The organism is Citrobacter gillenii, from assembly GCF_013337685.1.
GTDB lineage: Bacteria > Pseudomonadota > Gammaproteobacteria > Enterobacterales > Enterobacteriaceae > Citrobacter > Citrobacter gillenii.
Genome location: NZ_SUQN01000004.1, coordinates 394,876 through 408,513 on the forward strand (window position 1 = coordinate 394,876; position 13,638 = coordinate 408,513).

Here is a 13,638-nt window from a genome sequence, read left to right on the forward strand (position 1 = left end):
CAGATCACATTGACGTCTGTAATTTAACATTTATTGATCCAGATTAAGTTAGAACTTGCATTCAAAATCCTGGTTAACTTAATTCAGATCAATTTTGATATATTTCCACCCTGTGAGCATTTTTCCCTTCAATGGTATACGGATGTAATGACGCCATGGTGTACACAGAACAAACAGCGTTGTTGCATAATGCTGAAGTCATAGCCAAAAATTACCGCCGCTTTACAAAGATATGCTTTTCCATACACCTCGCGATGCTGCCACTGTTGAGTTATCCAGGGTACAATTGCCCGCAAATGAACACCTGCAAAACTCAAGGAGAGTGCATGTCAATCACGGCGAAGTCCGTTTACCGTGACACGGGAAACTTTTTCCGTAATCAATTCATTACCATCTTGCTGGTATCGCTGTTGTGCGCGTTTATCACGGTGGTGTTCGGGCATGCTTTTTCCCCCAGCGACGCGCAGATTGCGCAACTCAGTGAAGGGGATCAGATAACCAACAGCGTGGGACTATTCGACCTGGTGCAGAACATGACACCGGAACAGCAGCAAATCCTGCTACGTGCGTCAGCGGCATCGACATTTTCTGGACTTATCGGCAATGCCATCCTCGCGGGCGGTATTATTCTGATGATCCAGTTAATTTCAGCAGGCCATCGAGTCAGCGCGCTGCGGGCCATTGGCGCCAGTGCGCCGGTATTGCCTAAGCTGTTTATTCTGATTTTTCTGACTACCCTGCTGGTGCAAATCGGGATTATGCTGGTCGTTGTACCCGGTATTGTGCTGGCCATTCTGCTGTCGCTTGCGCCAGTGATGATGGTTCAGGATAAGATGGGTGTCTTTGCAGCCATGCGCAACAGTATGCGTTTGGCGTGGTCTAACATGCGACTGGTTGCGCCCGCTGTGATCGGTTGGCTGCTGGCAAAAACGTCACTGTTGCTGCTCGCCCCCACTTTTGCTGTATTAACGCCGAATGTTGGCGCGGTAGTGGCGAATACGCTGAGCAATATGATTTCTGCCGTTTTGCTGATCTATTTGTTCCGCCTGTATATGCTGATTCGCCAATAAACCCTGAACGCATCCCGGCCTCTTGGTCGATGCTTTTTGATTACGGAATCGAAGAATGAAGCAGTTTCTTGATTTTTTACCGCTGGTGGTCTTTTTCGCTTTTTATAAGCTTTATGACATCTATGCGGCGACCTCGGCACTGATTGTCGCGACAGCCATTGTGTTGATTTACAGCTGGGTTCGCTATCGCAAGGTCGAGAAGATGGCGTTGATCACCTTTATTCTGGTGGCTGTTTTTGGCGGCCTGACCGTTTTCTTCCACAACGATGAATTCATTAAGTGGAAGGTAACGGTGATATATGGGCTGTTTGCGGGTGCCTTACTGGTCAGCCAGTGGGTGATGAAAAAACCGCTGATTCAGCGCATGTTAGGTAAAGAACTGACGCTGCCGCAGCCGGTATGGTCGAAACTGAACCTGGCCTGGGCCGTCTTTTTCATCCTGTGCGGTCTGGCGAATATCTACATCGCGTTTTGGCTGCCGCAAAATATCTGGGTAAATTTCAAAGTGTTTGGCTTAACCGCCCTGACGTTGGTCTTCACGCTGCTGAGCGGGGTGTATATTTACCGACATCTGCCGCAGGAAGATAAGTCATAATGTGCATTCGCCAGATCTGCGGATCTGGCGAATTTTTAACCCACCCTACATTTCTCTCACTTTAACACCGCGTTGCACACCGCATCCCCTCTGTTCTCAGCCCACAAATTCTAGTAGCATCGCGCCTGTAATCTTTCTCTACAGTCGGTTCTACAATGACAACAACGAATAACACCCCTCAAGGTGAGCTGGTTTTACGTACTCTGGCCATGCCAGCCGATACCAATGCTAATGGCGATATTTTTGGCGGTTGGCTGATGTCGCAAATGGATATCGGTGGCGCTATTCAGGCCAAGGAAATCGCGCACGGTCGTGTGGTCACGGTGCGAGTGGAAGGAATGAGTTTTTTACGCCCGGTTGCCGTCGGTGATGTGGTCTGTTGCTATGCGCGCTGTGTGAAGCGCGGTAACACATCCATCAGCATTAATATTGAAGTCTGGGTTAAGAAAGTGGCATCTGAGCCAATTGGGCAACGCTACAAAGCCACCGAAGCGTTGTTTATCTACGTGGCCGTGGATAAAGATGGGAAACCCCGTCCGATCCCCGCCTCTGCCTGATACGACACGTTAACGTCGAAATCAGACAAGCATTATGCTAATTGCCGGATGATGGCGTAGCGCCTCATCCGGCCAACTTCTTACTCGATCTGCGCAGTACCGTTCAGACGGAAAACAATATTCACCACCAGTCCGGAGCCGGGTTTGCCCGCCTCGTAGCGCCATTTGCGCATGGCATTCTTCACTTCACGCTCAAACATATTGGCGGGCTGCGCGGAAAGCACCTCCACGTTCTCAACCCGGCCATCTGACGTCACGTCAAATTTCACTTTTACACGACCTTCAATACGCAGCGCCTGCGCACGTGCCGGATACTGTGGCTGATTACGACTCAGCGCACGCGGGCCAGCAGGCGCACTGACGGTCGGCTTGCTGGTGGCCGGGGCGGTACTGGTGGTCGGGCGCGCAGGCGCGGTGTTTTCAACTGGCGCAGCCGGGCGTGATTCAACCGGTTTAACGTCACGTTTCGGCTGTTCTTGCACCTTTTTCACCGGTTTTGGCTTCGGTTTTGGCTTTGGCTTCGGTTTCTCAATAACGACCGGTGCCTCCTTTGGCGGCTCAGGAATCGGTTCGGGTTCCGGTTCTGGCTCGACGACGGGCTCCGGAGGCGGCTGAACAACCTGCGGCGGTTCGAGGTCAGCTGGCGCGACCATCGTGATAGAAATCGGCTGCGCGGGCGCAGGCAGTTCAATAACCTGATGTACCGAGGTATACAGCAGTCCTGCCACTACAGCACCATGAACGCCGACAGAAAGTAACGTCGGCCAGGGAAAGCGACGAGGTAAATCAAGGGTCATTGAAGTCATAATCGTTTCAGTTAAAAAACCAGGCCCTGATTTTAAATGCAAATAGCAATCATATTCAATAAGCCCATGGCGGTAAGCGGCATTTAAAACGCGATTTTATGATAAAAACCCACTTCTAAAGTAGGGGCTTAACAAATCCGTTATCTTTCCGTTGCAGTTGTTAGGCCTTTCCAATAACGTAATTAACGACTTTTACCGATCAAGGAGCTCTTCCCGTGCTGTACGTTATTTATGCTCAAGATATCGCTGATTCTCTCGAAAAACGCCTTTCCGTGCGCCCGGCACATCTGGCACGTCTGCAACTTCTCCATGACGAAGGTCGCCTGTTGACCGCAGGCCCTATGCCCGCCGTGGATAGCAACGACCCGGGTGCGGCCGGATTTACCGGATCAACCGTCATTGCCGAATTTGAATCACTCGAAGCTGCACAAGCATGGGCTGAAGCTGACCCGTATGTAGCGGCAGGCGTTTATGCGCAAGTTTCAGTAAAACCGTATAAGAAAGTATTTTAAGCAACAACGTCAGACTAACATTAATAAGCAGAGTGATTATCTACCCGCTTATAATATTCACAAGGGTGCATCTGAATAGATAATATTCAATGCACCTGTATTATTGCTATTTCAATACTCACCATGGCATATAACACTTAGTGGTTAGAAGCTAAAGCATTTGGCAAAATGTTATGCGGCGAATCGTTTCATGAATAATGACGGTCTTTTCTACAGACGTAGAATAAGGTAGAGGAATGCTGTCGACTTCCTATTAAATTGCTATTTATCATTATCAATTTATTATGTATTTCACTTCTGAAAAGTGATACATCAAGCACAATAAAATTTCAACTCACTAATTTAACGCTTTTAAAACAACAAGATACATCACCACATCCATCTGAGGCACCCGATGCCACTTCTGCATTACGCCATCAGAAGTGGCATTAACTCACTGATTCTTTAATATCCAGCAGCTTTATTGGCCGCATTGATTCGCTTAGTCCTGGCGTCTTTTTGATTTTTATCTGTTGCCTGCATGATGCCACCGGCAGCATCAATCCAGTCGCTTGCCGTGCAACCAGACAACGTCACACTCAGCATGAGCGCCATTAAATACTTCATCTAAACTCCGTTTTTCAAAAACCGTACAAAAATATTGGTGAAAATTTATATAATTAGTTATTACCGGCACATTGTTACAAACATATCCGACACGAGCAATCAATAAATAAGGGGCTGATTGAATAACGCAGAATATTAAGCGGGAGGATAAAAGATGGCGGGTTGTGCTGTGGTCATTGGGCACCGCCAGCGATGCCCATTTTGATCAGACGCTGTGGATTGCAAACAACAACGAGTTACGTTGATGGTTGAGAATGCACTTTCTGATGGTATGGATGCGCATATTGCGGCGCGATTGTCCTTCAAGCCAACGCGCTTTACGGCGACTGGCCTGACGCTGCATCCGCCAGCGCCCCACTTCCGTTCTACTACGCTTCATGTTAACCACTCTTACCGTCACAGAGCGGACATTATACCGCCTGACCGAATGCAGACCAGCAGTTTTCCCGTGTTTTTATTTGCCAGATGAATCCTGATGCGTAAACTCTTAACAATACGCTTTCAAAAGGATTTTTAAATTTATGACAACCTTCTACACCGTGGTGAGTTGGCTGGTCATTCTGGGATACTGGGTACTCATCGCTGGCGTAACATTACGCATTCTGATGAAGCGACGCGCAGTGCCCTCTGCAATGGCCTGGCTTTTGATCATCTATATTCTGCCATTGGTCGGGATCATTGCTTATCTGTCTTTTGGTGAACTTCATTTGGGCAAACGTCGCGCCGAGCGCGCCAGAGCGATGTGGCCTTCAACAGCCAAGTGGCTCAACGACCTAAAAGCCTGTAACCATATTTTTGCTCAGGAGAACAGCAGCGTCGCCTCGTCTTTATTTAAGCTGTGCGAACGTCGCCAGGGTATCGGCGGCGTTAAAGGAAACCAGCTTCAGTTGCTCACCAGTTCCGATGACGTGATGCAGGCGTTGATCCGCGACATTCAACTGGCGCGGCATAACATTGAGATGGTGTTTTATATCTGGCAACCCGGCGGCATGGCCGACCAGGTCGCAGAATCATTAATGGCCGCGGCACGACGCGGTATTCACTGTCGCTTGATGCTGGACTCCGCAGGCAGCGTGGCGTTCTTCCGCAGCCCGTGGGCCGCGATGATGCGTAATGCAGGTATTGAAGTCGTTGAGGCACTGAAGGTTAACTTGATGCGTGTCTTCTTACGCCGCATGGACCTGCGCCAGCACCGTAAGATGATAATGATCGACAATTATATTGCTTACACCGGCAGTATGAACATGGTTGACCCGCGTTTCTTTAAGCAGGATGCCGGCGTTGGGCAATGGGTTGATCTGATGGCAAGAATGGAAGGTCCGGTCGCCACCGCGATGGGGATTGTCTATTCCTGTGACTGGGAGATTGAGACCGGTAAGCGCATTTTACCGCCGCCACCGGATGCCAATATCATGCCATTTGAGCAGGCAAGTGGGCACACCATTCATACCATAGCCTCCGGCCCGGGTTTTCCTGAAGATTTGATCCATCAGGCTTTACTGACCGCGGCATACTCTGCGCGTGAATATTTAATCATGACCACGCCCTACTTCGTCCCCAGCGACGATCTGCTGCATGCCATCTGTACGGCGGCGCAGCGTGGGGTGGATGTGAGCATTATTCTTCCCCGCAAAAATGACTCTATGCTGGTTGGCTGGGCAAGTCGGGCCTTTTTCACCGAGCTACTGGCGGCTGGCGTGAAAATTTACCAGTTTGAAGGGGGTCTGTTGCACACCAAGAGCGTGCTGGTCGATGGTGAGCTGAGTCTGGTGGGTACCGTAAACCTGGATATGCGCAGCTTGTGGCTGAATTTTGAGATCACGCTGGTGATTGACGATGCCGGATTTGGTGCCGATCTCGCGGCAGTACAGGACGATTACATCTCCCGTTCGCGCCTGCTTGATGCGCGTTTGTGGCTAAAAAGGCCACTCTGGCAACGGATCACCGAGCGACTGTTTTACTTCTTTAGTCCGTTGCTGTAAAACGTGCCCAAGAGACGGTAAACAGGTAGTCATTATGGATATGGATTTGAACAATCGCCTGACTGAAGACGAAACGCTTGAGCAGGCTTATGACATTTTTCTCGAACTGGCGACAGACAATCTCGACCCCGCTGACGTTCTTCTGTTCAATTTACAGTTTGAAGAACGCGGCGGCGCAGAGTTATTTGACCCGGCAGAAGACTGGCAGGAGCACGTCGATTTTGACCTGAATCCTGACTTTTTTGCCGAAGTGGTGATTGGTCTGGCCGACTCAGAAGATGGCGAGATTAACGATATTTTCGCACGCGTTTTGTTATGCCGTGAAAAAGATCACAAGCTCTGCCATATTCTCTGGCGCGAATGAGTCAAAAGAAAAGCTGCCCAGGCAGCTTTTTTTATTTAATTCGGAAGCTTAGTTCCACAGCGGTTACAAAATTGCGCGCTGTGCTCGTGCTGATGCTGCTGACACTGAGGGCATTGACGCTGATTCTGCCGATGCTGAAACGCGCTGCTCATGTGCGTGGTAATCAAGCCCGTGGGTATTGCAATTACTGAATAACCGATCAGGATAAGCACTGACGCCACCATACGCCCTAACGGCGTGTGCGGCGCGATATCCCCATACCCAACCGTCGTTACCGTCACAATGGCCCAGTACACCGACGCATTCAGCGTATCAAATCCATACTTCGGCCCTTCAATGAGATACATCAGCGCGCCGAAAATAATCATTAAAATGGCGATAAACGAATAGAACAGAATCAACTGGTGACGTGCGCTTTTTATAGCGCCCCAAAACACCATCAACGAAGGCATAAAGCGCAACAACTTGAGGATCCGCAGTACACGAATCGCCCGCATCGCTCGCCAGGCAAACACATAGTTCAGACTCATTTCTGGCCATAACCACATCACATACAGCGGCAAAATGGTGGCCAAATCGATAATACCCCAAAAACTAAACACATATTTTGCCGGATTGGCCCAACAGCTTAATCGCAGCAAGTATTCGGCGGTGAAGACCAGAGTAATAAAGATCTCCAGCCAGACAAAAGAACGCCATTCATCATACGTTAAATGATATTGCGTCCCGACGCCCGACTCGACGAAGATGACAATGACGCTAAGCAACGCAAACAGCGCGCACAGACCTTCAAAACGACGACCTGAGCGCGTGTTTAAATCGAATAATTTACGATAGACAGCGCGGCGGACAGAGGACACAAAGCCAGACACATTCACCTCACCTATAAGAAGGGCTGACCTTTGTCAGCCCTCACGATTATAGCGGGTCTACTTTCAGGCAGGAAACAGCGTGGCGGAAACTTCCTTCCAGAACCGGTCGCGTTTTTGCACATTCCGGTCCGGCAATCGGACAACGGGTACGGAACACACAACCAGACGGCGGATTGATCGGTGACGGTAATTCGCCTTCCAACAGTTGGATGGTTTTGTTCCTCTCCTGATCGGGATCGGGGATCGGCACCGCCGACATCAGCGCTTTAGTATAAGGATGCAGCGGGTTATGGTACACCTCGTCGTAAGTGCCCAGTTCCACCGCATGCCCCAGGTACATTACCAGCACGCGATCGGAAATATGTTTAACCACCGCCAGGTCATGGGCAATAAAGATTAACGATAATCCCATTTCACGCTGCAGTTGTTGCAACAGGTTCACTACCTGCGCCTGAATCGACACGTCCAGCGCCGAAACCGGCTCATCGCAAATAATCAACTTCGGCTCGAGGATCAGCGCGCGAGCAATCCCGATACGCTGACACTGCCCGCCTGAAAATTCGTGCGGATAGCGGTTGATCAAATTTGGCAACAGCCCGACTTTCATCATCATTGCCTTCACGCGATCGCGCACTTCCTGCCCTGGCAGGCTGGGATGATAAGTGCGCAGCGGTTCTGCGATAATTTCACCGATGGTCATACGCGGGTTTAATGAAGCCAGCGGATCCTGGAAAATCATCTGAATATCGCTGCGCACCGCGCGCCACTCATCGGGTTTCATACCCAGCAAATCTTTACCCAGCCAGGCCACTTTGCCGTCGGTGGCTTTCACCAGACCAATAATGGCGCGGGCAAAGGTAGACTTACCGCAGCCTGACTCGCCCACCACCCCTAACGTTTCACCTTCGTACAGTCGCAGGGTCACGCCATCAACGGCTTTCAGTGTTTGTGAGGGTTGCCAGAACCACTGCTTGCCGTCTTTGATATCGAAATGGACTTTAAGATCGGCTATCTCAAGCAAGACTTTTCGTTGTTCAGTTGCCGTTGTCATACCAGTTCCTCCACCGGTTTAAAGCAGGCACGCAGGCGGCCTGGGCTAAACTCTTCCAGCGGCGGTGCACTGCTACAAATTTCCATCGCATGCGGACAACGAGGCTGGAACGGGCATCCTTTTGGCAAACGCAGCAGGTTTGGCGGGTTACCCGGGATGGTCAGCATCTCTTCCCCTTCAGCATCCAGACGCGGTACCGCGTTAAGCAAACCAATAGAATACGGATGAACGGGTTTATAAAAGACATCGCGCGCGCTGCCATATTCCATGGTGCGCCCGGCATACATCACCAGAACCTTGTCGCATATCCCGGCAACCACACCGAGGTCGTGGGTGATCATAATAATCGCGGTATTGAATTCACTCTTAAGTTCATTCAGGAGCGTCATAATTTGCGCCTGAACCGTAACATCGAGCGCGGTTGTCGGCTCATCGGCGATCAGTAACTTTGGCCGACACTGTAACGCCATGGCGATCATCACACGCTGGCGCATCCCGCCTGAAAATTCATGTGGATACATCTTCATACGCTTGCGCGCTTCCGGCATTTTGACCGCATCCAGCATTCTGACGGATTCTTCAAACGCTTCGGCTTTACTCATACCTTTATGCAGCATCAGCACTTCCATTAACTGCTCTCCGACCCGCATATACGGGTTCAGGGAGGTCATGGGGTCCTGAAAGATCATTGAAATTTGTTCGGCGCGCAGTTTGTTCAGCTCGCGTTCCGGTAAATTAAGAATTTCACGTCCGTTGAACGTCGCAGAACCGCCGATGCGACCATTGGCCGCCAACAGTCCCATCAGGGCAAACGCCGTTTGCGATTTCCCCGATCCAGATTCACCGACAATACCCAGCGTTTCACCGGCTCGCAGCGAAAAGTTCAGATCGTTAACCGCGGTTACATCCCCATCAGGGGTGGCAAACGTCACGCGCAGATCTTTCACGTCCAGCAGTGCGTTAGCCTGTTGTTGCGCGAGCGGCGCGGTTGAGGTTTCAATTACGCTCATGGCTGCACTCCTTAACGGTCTTTCGGGTCGAGGGCATCACGCAGGCCATCGCCAATAAAGTTGAAACAGAACAACGTCACCACCAGGAAACCTGCCGGAAACAGCAGCAGCCACGGTGAGACTTCCATTGAGTTAGCACCATCACTTAACAACGCCCCCCAACTGCTTAACGGCTCCTGGGTCCCTAAGCCAAGGAAGCTCAGGAAGGATTCGAACAGGATCATGCTCGGTACCAGTAGCGATGCGTACACAACTACCACGCCCAGAACGTTCGGGACAATATGGCGGATAACAATGCGCACGGTCGAAACCCCACCCACCTGCGCAGCCTCAATAAACTCTTTGCGCTTCAGGCTCAGCGTCTGGCCACGCACGATACGTGCCATATCCAGCCAGGAGACCATACCGATCGCCACAAAGATCAGCAGGATGTTTTGCCCAAAAAAGGTCACCAGCAGAATGACGAAGAACATGAACGGGAAGGAGTTGAGGATTTCCAGCAGGCGCATCATCACGGAGTCAATTTTGCCGCCCAGATAACCTGACAGCGATCCGTACAACGTGCCGACAATCACCGCCACCAGCGCCGCGGCAATCCCGACCATCAGCGAAATACGTCCACCAATCGCCACGCGTACCAGCAGGTCACGACCCGAAGAATCAGTACCGAAGTAGTGGCCGGACTCACTGTCCGGCGCGCTGGACATCATTCCCCAGTCGGTATCGAAGTAGGTAAATTGCGATAGCATGGGCGCAAGGGTCACAAACAGCGCGATAATCACCAGCACAACCAGACTGGCTACCGCCGCGCGGTTATGCATAAAGCGTCGACGCGCATCCTGCCACAAACTGCGGCCTTCGACTTCCAGCTTTTCACTGAAATTCTCCAGCGTCTCGCTGTTTTTCTTACTTAACATCATAGATAGCGAGCTCCAGTATCAGTAACGGATTTTCGGATCGATAACGGCATACAGCACATCAACAATCGCATTAAATACAATTGTCAGTGCACCGACCAGAATGGTCAGGCTCAATACCAGCGAGTAGTCGCGGTTCAGCGCGCCGTTAACGAACAGTTGACCAATACCCGGCAAGCCGTAGATAGTTTCAATCACCATCGAACCGGTAATAATGCCGACGAACGCCGGGCCCATATAAGACAACACCGGCAGCAAAGCGGGCTTTAACGCGTGACGGAAAATAATCCGCCGCATTGGCAGACCTTTCGCCCGTGCGGTACGAATAAAGTTGGAGTGCAGCACTTCAATCATCGACCCACGGGTGATACGGGCGATACTGGCGATATAAGCCAGCGACAACGCCACCATCGGCAAGATCATAAATTTCAGCGCCCCGCCGTTCCAGCCACCACCGGGCAACCATTTCAGCGTTATTGCAAATATCATCACTAACAAGGGGGCCACGACAAAGCTTGGGATAACCACCCCGGTCATCGCCACCCCCATCACCGTATAATCCCAGCGCGTATTTTGCTTCAACGCAGCAATGACGCCAGCACTGACGCCAACGAGTACCGCCAGGATAAAGGCAGCTGCACCCAGCTTCGCCGAAACCGGGAAGCTCGAGGCAACCAGATCGTTAACTGTATAGTCTTTATATTTAAAGGAAGGTCCAAAATCGCCATGCGCCAGTTGCTTCAGGTAGCTGAAGTACTGCGTGGTGATAGGGTCATTAAGATGATATTTCGCTTCAATATTCGCCAGTACTTCTGGCGGTAACGCACGTTCACCGGTAAAAGGACTCCCCGGCGCAAGGCGCATCATAAAGAATGAGATCGTAATAAGAATAAATAGCGTCGGAATCGCTTCCAGACAGCGACGTAATATGAATTTTAACATTGCCCGTACCTTCTGGCGTGTGCCTTTATACCTCTTTAAGCCAGTTATGGGGCCAGAGAGGTATTTATAGTTCGAAGAAAAAGACACTGTGGGGCAACGATGGTCGCCCCACGTCTTGCCATTAATGCTTGATAATATACAAGTCTTTAACGTGGATATTATCCATCGGGTCTTTACCGGAGTATCCGCCTACCCATGGTTTCACCAAACGCGCATTGACGTAGTAATACACCGGTACAATCGCAGAGTCTTTATCCAACTGCTGCTCAGCTTTCGAATACAGCTCGCTGCGCTGCGCTTCGTCAGTCACTTTCAGCGTATCGGCAATCAACTTATCAAATGCCGCGCTCTTATAGTGAACAGTGTTGTTGGAGCTGTCTGACAGCACCATGTTAAGGAAAGAAGTCGGTTCGTTGTAATCCGCACACCAGCCCGCACGAGAAACATCATAGTTACCCTGATGACGGGTATCGAGGAAGGTCTTCCACTCCTGGTTTTCCAGCTTAACGTTGGCACCCAGATTTTTCTTCCAGATAGAGGCGGCTGCAATAGCCAGCTTCTTGTGCAGATCGGAGGTGTTATACAACAGGTCGAAGCTCAGCGGTTTTTCTGCGGTAAAGCCAGCTTCAGCCAACAGTTTTTTCGCTTCTTCGTTACGTTTTTCCTGTGACCACTTGAACCACTCTGGCTCAACCAGTTTTGCGCCATCGGTATACGGCGGCGTGAAGCTGTACGCTGGCAGGTCGCCCTGGTTCTTCACTTTGTTGACGATAATGTCACGATCCAGTGCCATCTTCAGGGCGGTACGTACACGCACATCGTTGAACGGTGGCTTCTGGTTATTAATTTCGTAATAGTAGGTACACAGATACGGGTCAACGTGAACTTCGTTCGGGATCTCTTTTTTCAGTTTCTGGAATAACTCAATCGGCATGTTGTTGTAGGTCATGTCGATTTCACCACTGCGGTAGCGGTTAACATCAGTCACTTCAGAAGAAATTGGCAGATAAGTTACCTGGTTAATCACCGTTTTGGCGTTATCCCAGTAGTTAGTATTACGCTCAAGAACGATGCGCTCGTTGACGACCCAATCTTTTAATTTATAGGAGCCGTTAGAAACGATGTTCGCGGGCTGGGTCCATTTATCACCATATTTTTCCACCACGGCTTTAGGCACCGGGGAAACGGATGAGTGAACAAGCAGTTTGTAGAAATACGGAACAGGTTCACTGAGGGTAACTTCAAAAGTATGGTCATCAATGGCTTTTACACCGAGATCGGTGACCGGTTTTTTACCGGCGATAATGTCGTCAATATTAACGATGTGCCCATACTGTAAATAGCTGGAGTATGGTGAAGCGGTATTAGGATTCGCCAGACGTTGCCAGCTATACACAAAATCTTGCGCGGTCACGGGCGAGCCATCGGACCATTTCGCGTCTTTACGCAGATGGAACGTCCAGACTTTAAAATCTTTATTTTCCCATTTTTCCGCCACGCCCGGTGATGGCTTGCCATCAACGTCGCTGATTAATAAACCTTCAAACAGGTCACGGTTAATGTTGGATTCTGGCACACCTTCGATCTTGTGCGGATCGAGAGACTGAACTTCCGAACCATTATTGCGTACCAGCGTTTGCTTCTCAGCAAGTTGAACACCGGCAGGTACTTCTGCCGCCGTGGCAACATTTCCTGCGATAAGCGCAGATAGAATCCCCGCCGCTACTAAACTTTTCTTAGTGATGTTAGTCATTGTGTTTGTACTCCCTCATTATTATGGCTGGTTTTTTAACCAGACTGTTAATCCTGTACGGATCCCTGTACGGCACCGGAGATTTTCTGCCGTCAGGTGATTTATTGTTTTACTGCTTGCTATCACCGACTTTATTTATTCTGGCGGTTCGAGCGACCGCCTTGCGTCGATTTTCTACGTGTCTCCCCTGTCGGAAACACGCGGTTACTCTATTGAGAGAAACTAACTGAAAACAGTTCTCAACAACGTAAAATCTTCTGCAAAATACCTGGTCGGAAAGTATCAAATGCCTTTCTTAACCGCCAATACATTTTACAGATTTGTTAACCAATTCGCTTTTATCGAAAAAAAATCGCACATCAATGGTCCTCAAAAAGAGAGGTAATAATCTTAATATCATGATAGATAACGAATTAAATCCATTGAGCGGTTGATTACCCTGTCCGGTATCAATATGCCGATATAATTTACATAAAATTAACAATTGGTCATTAATTAGCACATTACTCTAAAAAAGACACTGAAATAACTAATAACATTTCGATAATCCTTCAGCAAGCCCCAGAGTATAATGTTAGAAAAATAACAGTAAGTCCCCTAT

The 13,638-nt window shown here is 49.8% G+C and carries 15 protein-coding genes and 1 pseudogene; 7 read left to right on the top strand and 9 right to left on the bottom strand.

Annotation, left to right across the window (positions count from 1 at the left end; translation table 11 throughout):
• Positions 1–211 precede the first annotated feature (211 nt).
• The 4 genes and pseudogenes from FCH32_RS23215 to yciA all read left to right on the top strand — a co-directional run.
• A pseudogene (locus FCH32_RS23215) lies at positions 212–298 on the top strand (YkgJ family cysteine cluster protein); the annotation flags it as partial.
• A gap of 28 nt (positions 299–326) precedes the next feature.
• Positions 327–1,070 carry a YciC family protein gene (locus tag FCH32_RS11655; protein ID WP_096756808.1) on the top strand — a complete coding sequence of 248 codons (744 nt, stop codon included), beginning with the start codon at positions 327–329 and terminating at the stop codon, positions 1,068–1,070.
• 55 nt (positions 1,071–1,125) lie between these two features.
• Entirely contained in the window at positions 1,126–1,665 is a 540-nt protein-coding gene (locus tag FCH32_RS11660) for a septation protein A (protein ID WP_115258309.1), read from the top strand.
• 155 nt (positions 1,666–1,820) lie between these two features.
• Positions 1,821–2,222, top strand: coding sequence for an acyl-CoA thioester hydrolase YciA (yciA, locus tag FCH32_RS11665; RefSeq protein ID WP_115258308.1), 402 nt, complete (start codon positions 1,821–1,823; stop codon positions 2,220–2,222).
• 80 nt (positions 2,223–2,302) lie between these two features.
• Here the strand turns inward: yciA and tonB are convergent, their stop codons facing one another.
• Entirely contained in the window at positions 2,303–3,028 is a 726-nt protein-coding gene (gene tonB, locus FCH32_RS11670; protein WP_197970845.1) for a TonB system transport protein TonB, read from the bottom strand.
• A gap of 215 nt (positions 3,029–3,243) precedes the next feature.
• Here tonB and FCH32_RS11675 point away from each other — a divergent pair, with 215 nt between their 5' ends.
• Positions 3,244–3,540, top strand: a complete 297-nt coding sequence (locus tag FCH32_RS11675) for a YciI family protein (RefSeq protein WP_003020675.1) — start codon at positions 3,244–3,246, stop codon at positions 3,538–3,540.
• A gap of 444 nt (positions 3,541–3,984) precedes the next feature.
• Here FCH32_RS11675 and FCH32_RS11680 read toward each other — a convergent pair whose 3' ends face one another.
• The gene (locus FCH32_RS11680; protein ID WP_164496617.1) at positions 3,985–4,146 is read right to left on the bottom strand and encodes a hypothetical protein; all 162 of its coding nucleotides are present in this window, start codon (positions 4,144–4,146) and stop codon (positions 3,985–3,987) included.
• A 205-nt stretch (positions 4,147–4,351) separates the two neighbouring features.
• Positions 4,352–4,525: a YciY family protein gene (locus FCH32_RS11685; protein WP_096756805.1), complete on the bottom strand. Its 174-nt coding sequence runs from the start codon at positions 4,523–4,525 to the stop codon at positions 4,352–4,354.
• 142 nt (positions 4,526–4,667) lie between these two features.
• Between FCH32_RS11685 and cls the strand changes: the two genes are divergently transcribed.
• Together cls and FCH32_RS11695 are read left to right on the top strand one after the other, a co-directional pair.
• A complete protein-coding gene (gene cls, locus FCH32_RS11690; RefSeq protein ID WP_096756804.1) occupies positions 4,668–6,128 on the top strand; it encodes a cardiolipin synthase in 1,461 nt (486 codons plus the stop codon).
• Positions 6,129–6,162: 34 nt separating this feature from the next.
• A complete protein-coding gene (locus FCH32_RS11695; RefSeq protein WP_096756803.1) occupies positions 6,163–6,492 on the top strand; it encodes an HI1450 family dsDNA-mimic protein in 330 nt (109 codons plus the stop codon).
• 35 nt (positions 6,493–6,527) lie between these two features.
• On the opposite strand, the gene FCH32_RS11700 is transcribed toward FCH32_RS11695, so the two are convergent.
• The 6 genes from FCH32_RS11700 to oppA all read right to left on the bottom strand — a co-directional run bounded on the left by FCH32_RS11700 (position 6,528) and on the right by oppA (position 13,037).
• Entirely contained in the window at positions 6,528–7,364 is an 837-nt protein-coding gene (locus tag FCH32_RS11700) for an ion transporter (protein WP_115258307.1), read from the bottom strand.
• A gap of 46 nt (positions 7,365–7,410) precedes the next feature.
• A complete protein-coding gene (oppF, locus tag FCH32_RS11705; RefSeq protein WP_096756801.1) occupies positions 7,411–8,415 on the bottom strand; it encodes a murein tripeptide/oligopeptide ABC transporter ATP-binding protein OppF in 1,005 nt (334 codons plus the stop codon).
• Positions 8,412–9,425, bottom strand: a complete 1,014-nt coding sequence (oppD, locus tag FCH32_RS11710) for a murein tripeptide/oligopeptide ABC transporter ATP-binding protein OppD (RefSeq protein WP_096756800.1) — start codon at positions 9,423–9,425, stop codon at positions 8,412–8,414. Before oppD ends, oppF begins: the two co-directional genes overlap by 4 nt.
• Positions 9,426–9,436: 11 nt before the next feature.
• The gene (oppC, locus tag FCH32_RS11715) at positions 9,437–10,345 is read right to left on the bottom strand and encodes an oligopeptide ABC transporter permease OppC (RefSeq protein WP_096756799.1); all 909 of its coding nucleotides are present in this window, start codon (positions 10,343–10,345) and stop codon (positions 9,437–9,439) included.
• Positions 10,346–10,363: 18 nt separating this feature from the next.
• Complete coding sequence (gene oppB / locus FCH32_RS11720) at positions 10,364–11,284, bottom strand: oligopeptide ABC transporter permease OppB (RefSeq protein WP_096756798.1); 921 nt, start codon at positions 11,282–11,284, stop codon at positions 10,364–10,366.
• 121 nt (positions 11,285–11,405) lie between these two features.
• A complete protein-coding gene (oppA, locus tag FCH32_RS11725) occupies positions 11,406–13,037 on the bottom strand; it encodes an oligopeptide ABC transporter substrate-binding protein OppA (RefSeq protein WP_117342899.1) in 1,632 nt (543 codons plus the stop codon).
• Between the last annotated feature and the right edge of the window lie 601 nt (positions 13,038–13,638).

What these genes read in the sequence shown, in the direction of transcription:
- FCH32_RS11655 (WP_096756808.1), top strand. Translation starts at nt 327, where the DNA reads ATGTCAATCACGGCGAAGTCCGTTTACCGTGACACGGGAAACTTTTTC.
- FCH32_RS11660 (WP_115258309.1), top strand. Translation starts at nt 1,126, where the DNA reads ATGAAGCAGTTTCTTGATTTTTTACCGCTGGTGGTCTTTTTCGCTTTT.
- yciA (WP_115258308.1), top strand. Translation starts at nt 1,821, where the DNA reads ATGACAACAACGAATAACACCCCTCAAGGTGAGCTGGTTTTACGTACT.
- tonB (WP_197970845.1), bottom strand. Translation starts at nt 3,028, where the DNA reads ATGACTTCAATGACCCTTGATTTACCTCGTCGCTTTCCCTGGCCGACG.
- FCH32_RS11680 (WP_164496617.1), bottom strand. Translation starts at nt 4,146, where the DNA reads ATGAAGTATTTAATGGCGCTCATGCTGAGTGTGACGTTGTCTGGTTGC.
- FCH32_RS11685 (WP_096756805.1), bottom strand. Translation starts at nt 4,525, where the DNA reads ATGAAGCGTAGTAGAACGGAAGTGGGGCGCTGGCGGATGCAGCGTCAG.
- cls (WP_096756804.1), top strand. Translation starts at nt 4,668, where the DNA reads ATGACAACCTTCTACACCGTGGTGAGTTGGCTGGTCATTCTGGGATAC.
- FCH32_RS11695 (WP_096756803.1), top strand. Translation starts at nt 6,163, where the DNA reads ATGGATATGGATTTGAACAATCGCCTGACTGAAGACGAAACGCTTGAG.
- oppF (WP_096756801.1), bottom strand. Translation starts at nt 8,415, where the DNA reads ATGACAACGGCAACTGAACAACGAAAAGTCTTGCTTGAGATAGCCGAT.
- oppD (WP_096756800.1), bottom strand. Translation starts at nt 9,425, where the DNA reads ATGAGCGTAATTGAAACCTCAACCGCGCCGCTCGCGCAACAACAGGCT.
- oppC (WP_096756799.1), bottom strand. Translation starts at nt 10,345, where the DNA reads ATGATGTTAAGTAAGAAAAACAGCGAGACGCTGGAGAATTTCAGTGAA.
- oppB (WP_096756798.1), bottom strand. Translation starts at nt 11,284, where the DNA reads ATGTTAAAATTCATATTACGTCGCTGTCTGGAAGCGATTCCGACGCTA.
- oppA (WP_117342899.1), bottom strand. Translation starts at nt 13,037, where the DNA reads ATGACTAACATCACTAAGAAAAGTTTAGTAGCGGCGGGGATTCTATCT.